Raw genomic sequence first — 5,825 nt, 5'->3', positions numbered from 1 at the left:
GAGCTTTACCGGGCAACCTCCGACCCTAAAGTAAAAAACACTCTTCTCAGGAGTGTACTGGACCGATGTGAATATAAAAAGGAAAAATGGCAGACGGGAGATCAGTTTACCCTTACTGTTTATCCGAAAGTCTGACATCCAGTTTATACAAATAATAAGAGTACTGTTTCCTTCCTAATTACATGAAAAGCTACCCACATGAAACGGGGTAGCTTTTGGTCCAACCCGCAGCTATTCTTCCCACTACGGCAAGCTCTCACAGGGAATTCTGTTTTTCTCATTGAAGCGATGCGGACCGCTGGGGGCCTGCTGCTTTGAAAAATTGCCGTGCTTCATCCTGTTTTGAAATTCGGGCAGTCCTTGTCCTGGCCACGGATCAAATTACCGCTTTTGTACTTACCTCGGACTTATGACTGACCGGATTACAAAACCAGCTTGCTTTAAAGATCAAAAGATATGATACTTTTCCCCTTCCCACTCAACCGTGAAGGGTACTGTCAAATCCCATTTTCCTTTTTTTATCAGTTGCTTGAATGTATCCACTCTTCCTACTGATTCTGCCCACTCTGCTCGTGTGTCAGCATCAAACGAATGGGCAAGATCTGCCCGTCGAACATCCAGGAAAGTGGCGATCCATTTTTTTTCATCTGCACCCGCCTGAGGTGTTTTTCCGCCCATCTTCCTTATTGTTCGCCTGATAAGTGCAGGAAAACCATCCGGATCATCCCCTTCTCCATGTTGAATAATCGTGTCATAGAAAATTGCTTTCCCCAAAGCAGTAGTTATACCTGCCTTTTTGGCGTACTTCATCGCCGGACAGTAATAGACTTCGTAAACCACATTATCTTGTGCTGCACGAAAGGCCTTGTCATTTTCAAGCAATTTCCATATTTTCCCATATCCGGGAAGACCGGATGTTTCATCGCTTTCTTGCTCATAAAGTCTTTTTAACTCTGGCAAAAATATTGCCAGTGGATTATCCGGTACCAGTCGGGAATATTGTTGTATTACTTCATATGCATCGCCATCCCGGGTAGTGAAACCGGCACGGCCACATGTAAATCCCCGGCCATCTCCAAGATTTTCACAATAGCCGTATTGTATTTCGGTGGTTCCATTTTCGAAGATACTGGTTAATTGTTCAGCAACTGTAAATTCAGGAGTTTTCAAGTTTTATTCCCCTTCCTTTTCTGTAACGCAAGGTACCACCATATAATAAAATATTATATCAACCAAGATCCCGGCCGTTTTTTATATTTCTTGTATATATGGCGAAAAAGTCCATTCAATTTTGTTTTTACATCTTGTTAAAATAACATTATCATTACACCCGTATTAATTGATTCGGGAATCAGGGTTGGTACGACCCCCGCACTCTTGAAATTCCCCCTCTTTTTGTTGCAAGTCCGCAATCCAGGCCAATTCATGTTCAACCTGTGCCTTTTGGAAAGCAATCACCTCTATCACATAAGGATTTTGCGGATGAGTGCTCTCAATCTGGCGATAAAAATTCAGCTTTTTTTGCAACACTTCCTGTCTCTTTTGCAGAACTTCCTGCCGCATATCTGATTCCAGGCGATCAAACAATGCCACCCGCACCAAAAATTCAGATTGGCTGGCAGCCAATTTATCCGGGAAATCGCGAATCATTTCAATAAATATGTCCTCCCCCATATCCGTCAAAAAGTAGACGTGACGGTCAGGTTTGCCTCTAGACTTTACGACTTCCCGGGAGATGGCACCCATTTCCAAAAAACGGCGTAAAGCAGGGTACAACAGATTATTGTTGATTTCAAACTCCTCTCCAAGCGCCCCTTGAATATTTTTCTTTATTTCATAACCGTGTTTGGGACCTGACAGAAGTTGGCTCAATATTAGGATCTCCGCATACACAGGCATCATCCTCGTCGAAATTTTCGCAAAACAGGTTACATTATTCTCTGGTATATGTTAAATTAACACATATAACGTGTTAATTTAACATATGTAATTATAACATAGGAGGGATTATTATGAATCAAACCCAAACCATCTTTTTGCAAGAAATGTCGAAGCTTAAAACAAAGCAGGCGCAATGGGAACCTTTTGCCTGGTATAAAGAAATGAGAGAAAACAGCCCTGTGTTTTATGATGCCGGGCAAAATGTCTGGAATGTATTTTTATATGATGATGTCAAGCGTGTACTTGTGGATCACCGGTTATTCTCCAACAAAAAGGAACGAAGTTTTATTCCCGTCCCCCGTGACGACAATCGGACCAATATCAACTTTTGTGATCCGCCTGAACACCGGACTCGGCGGGGACTTCTTGCCCAGGCATTCACTCCCCGCAGCCTTAGGGAATGGGAACCCCGGATTCAAGCCATTGCCGATGAATTGATCGCAGAGATAGAAGGACAGGCGACTGTGGATATTGTACAGAAGTTGGCCATCCCCCTGCCGGTTACGGTCATTGCGGAGCTGTTGGGTGTTCCTTCCAGGGACAGGGAGTTGATCAAAGCCTGGTCAGACATCCTCTTTTACCCATATAGCAAAGAAACCTTTGGTGATGTCGCCGAACAAAAAGCACAAGCCTTAAAAGAGTTCTCTGACTATTTGTATCCCATCGTGCAAGAGAAACGGAAGCATCCCGCAGACGACATCATCTCCGACTTGACCAGGGCCACGCTTGAGGGCGAACAATTAACGGACGCAGAAGTAGTCAGGTTCAGCATAGGATTATTGGGTGCAGGAAATGAAACCACAACGATGCTTATTTCCAATATATTCTACTCCATGTTATTTGACCAACCGGGCATTTACCGGGAAATACGAGCCGATTTGTCTTTAGTTCCCAAACTCATTGAGGAAGTGTTGCGCTACCGCTTCCCGGTTGCCATAGATCGCCAGGTAGCCCAAGATACAACCGTTTTCGGGCATAACCTGAAAAAAGGGCAAATCGTCGTGGCATGGACTGGTGCTGCGAACCGGGATGAATCCAAATTTGACCATGCGGAAAACTTTGATATCCATCGTCCGAACAATCAACACCATCTGACTTTCGGAGCCGGTCCGCATCTCTGTCTGGGTGCTCCGCTGGCTCGCATGGAAGCGAACATTGCTTTGACCACCTTTGTAAAACGATTTGCCGATATTTATCCGGCAGAAGGGTTTAACGTTGTCGAGCATCTGACCGATTCAGCGGTAGGCCAATCTCTCAAAAGCTTGCCCATCCGATTGGAAAAAGCTTAACAGCAGGATCAATCAACTCATCAGTTCTGTTTCTGAAGCAAGTATCCCGCTCTAAATCCAGACTATTCCAACAAATTGTCGCACTTCCCTTTCAGAAAATAATTCCCGGCCAACTTCGGCCGGGGATTATCCTTTTTTGGCAACCCTCACTGTTGATCTGCGTTAGCCAAATACAGGCAATTTGGTCGCATTTTCTGGGCAGAGTTATTCTTGCCTATGCTGTACGACAAGCAGGGGTATATCGAAGCTCAATCAATATTCCATTAAGCGGATTATCTCTGGCTGTTTGGCATCATCAGCACATCCCGTTACTTCCGGGTCTGTTTCATCATTTGACGCTGCCAATGCATTCCCGCATCAAACAAAGACATGAAAAAAGCCAAGGTGAAAGCATTCGATTTACCCACTAGCTTTTTTAATCATCTGCGATAAATTTGATTTAGGTTCCGTCTGCTATCATCCTTTGATTGTTGACCCAAACACCTGCTATCCCATTATCACTCGGATTAATGTATCGGACATTCGCCTCATATCACCTCTTCACACATGGATATTCATCCCGATCATAGCAGTTCTTTTGGGGATGATCTTCGAACACCTTTTTAGGGCGTGTCTGAATAGTTAATTTGAGCCATATCATCAAAGAAATCAAGGTGATGGCAGCAAAAAAGTAAGCCGCCCGTTTTTCATAATGAGTGGCGAAGCCACGCCATTGCTTCAGGCGGTTGATACAGCGTTCAATCACGTTTCGACGTGCATATTTTTCTTGATCGAAGAAGAGAGGACGCCCCGGTTTTTGGAACGGCGCTCAGCTTGATCCCTACGTTCCGGGATTGTATGAGGAATGCCGCGTTTAAGCAAAAAACGGCGACAGGACGGATAGCTGTAATCACGGTCTGCAATCAGATGATCCGGCCTCTTGCGAGGCTTTTCTTTTCCGATACGTGGAACGCAAATGGAGTCGAGCAAAGCTTGCAATTGGGTGCAGTCATGTTGCTGACCAGGAGTGAGAGTAAAAGCAAGCGGGCGACCTTTCCCGTCACAAGCGAGGTGAATTTTGGTCGTCAGACCTCCACGGCTTCGCCCGAGTGCCTCATTCTGGAAGCGTGGCTCCCCCTTTTTTGTTACGGAAGGCAAAAAATACAGTACATATTCCGTAATTTAACTCTATGGGTAAACAAACTTATCAAATACTCCTAATCCTGTTAATTATCTTTGCAGGAATGATCATCTGGGACAATGACACTGTTTATGCCGGCGGCAGCTTTAATGTCCCCAAAGTCAATGATGAATTCAATCAATTTGAACAATCCCCTCCCTCTCAACAGGAGAAGCCAGCTGACACACCGTCTGTGAAAGAAGAAAAAGGATTCTGGGATTCAATCAGTGAGCCGTTTACGGAAGCATGGGATTGGACAAAAGATAAGCTTTCCGATGCAAAGGAATGGACAAAAGAAAAGATATCTGCTTTTTGGGAATGGCTAACAGCCATCCTATCGAAGATTACGGAAGTAGTTATCAACGCCTTTGTTGCCACTTGGGATTGGATTGTCAAGTTTAAAGAGTACATTGCATTTGCAGGTGTCTTGATTATAGGGATAGCTTTGTGCTTTTTTGCACCTCCACTCAGGGTTTCTATTCTGACCGAATAGTCTTATTTTTTTCATCAGTGCCGGATTAAATGGATGGAAATTTGACAAGGTCGTCTTTGGCTGGAAGAACTTGGGCAGAAATTGTGGATTGATAAAGGTAAAACTCCATTGGATTATGTATGGCACCACGACGCCCTCTTTCTTTTATCCCAACTTTGAACCTGAATATCACTGATTGATTTCCCATACACATATGACATTGAAAAGCGCATTCGTCCATAAAATGAATAAAAGACCTCCTTTTATCAAACAAAAGTGGCCTTCCGGGTTTCTGTTATAGAAAACAGAGGAAGGCAATTACCTGGGAACCAGGCCGCCTTATGGCTACCAAATCCAGGAAGATGAAAAGGGGCGTTATCTTGTTCCGGATCCTGACCAGACTCCGGTAGTGAAAATGATCTTCCAATGGTATACGTCAGAAAATCCCGATGAAAAAATGGGCTCCAATAAAATTGCCCATAAACTGAACGAGCTTGGCTATCGTTCCTATACCGGAAAACCATGGAGCAGCGCAAGTGTATTAAACATTATCAAAAACGCCATGTTCGCCGGGCGAATTCAATGGAAAAAGAAAGCATCGGTCAAGTCAACCGATCCTTTGAAAAAACGGGAAGTAAAAACGCGACCACGGTCTGAGTGGATTGATGTGAAGGGCAAGCATGAACCGCTCATCTCCATGGATATTTTTCTGAAGGCCAAGAACAACCTCAAACGAAAATATCATCCACCGTATCATTTGGAAAAAGGGATTACCAATCCTCTTGCCGGACTGATCAAGTGCGGGTTTTGTGGTGCTTCCATGGTATACCGGCCATACACAAATCAGAAACCCCATATTAAGTGCTACAGGAATTGCAAAAATAAAAGCAGCCGGTTTGAGTATATTGAAAAACGATTAATTGACAGCCTGGAGGACTGGTTGAGCGACTACAAGTTAAAGTGG

At 44.2% G+C, this 5,825-nt stretch carries 7 protein-coding genes; 3 read left to right on the top strand and 4 right to left on the bottom strand.

The genetic code is table 11. From position 1 onward, the window contains the following. Positions 1-447 precede the first annotated feature (447 nt). Positions 448-1,170: a chitosanase gene (locus H2C83_RS13680; protein WP_181741707.1), complete on the bottom strand. Its 723-nt coding sequence runs from the start codon at positions 1,168-1,170 to the stop codon at positions 448-450. A gap of 165 nt (positions 1,171-1,335) precedes the next feature. Continuing rightward, on the bottom strand, positions 1,336-1,893 hold the full coding sequence (locus H2C83_RS13675) for a PadR family transcriptional regulator (protein WP_181741705.1): 558 nt from the start codon (positions 1,891-1,893) through the stop codon (positions 1,336-1,338). A 116-nt stretch (positions 1,894-2,009) separates the two neighbouring features. Between H2C83_RS13675 and H2C83_RS13670 the strand changes: the two genes are divergently transcribed. Beyond that, positions 2,010-3,230, top strand: coding sequence for a cytochrome P450 (locus tag H2C83_RS13670; protein WP_376766369.1), 1,221 nt, complete (start codon positions 2,010-2,012; stop codon positions 3,228-3,230). A gap of 532 nt (positions 3,231-3,762) precedes the next feature. Here the strand turns inward: H2C83_RS13670 and H2C83_RS13665 are convergent. After that, positions 3,763-3,975, bottom strand: coding sequence for a hypothetical protein (locus H2C83_RS13665; protein WP_181741711.1), 213 nt, complete (start codon positions 3,973-3,975; stop codon positions 3,763-3,765). After that, positions 3,972-4,367, bottom strand: a complete 396-nt coding sequence (locus tag H2C83_RS13660; RefSeq protein WP_181741701.1) for a transposase — start codon at positions 4,365-4,367, stop codon at positions 3,972-3,974. The genes H2C83_RS13665 and H2C83_RS13660 overlap by 4 nt, the downstream gene beginning before the upstream one ends. Before the next feature lie 32 nt (positions 4,368-4,399). Between H2C83_RS13660 and H2C83_RS13655 the strand changes: the two genes are divergently transcribed. Next, entirely contained in the window at positions 4,400-4,882 is a 483-nt protein-coding gene (locus H2C83_RS13655) for a hypothetical protein (RefSeq protein ID WP_181741699.1), read from the top strand. Between the two features lie 301 nt (positions 4,883-5,183). Then, the coding region (locus tag H2C83_RS13650; protein ID WP_181741709.1) for a recombinase family protein at positions 5,184-5,825 on the top strand (642 nt) is incomplete at its 3' end.

Origin of the sequence: Thermoactinomyces mirandus, from assembly GCF_013868055.1 — a bacterium.
Taxonomy (GTDB): Bacteria; Bacillota; Bacilli; order Thermoactinomycetales; family Thermoactinomycetaceae; genus Thermoactinomyces; species Thermoactinomyces mirandus.
Note: the sequence above shows the minus strand (reverse complement) of the source record. Positions and strands in the feature narration are given on the sequence as shown.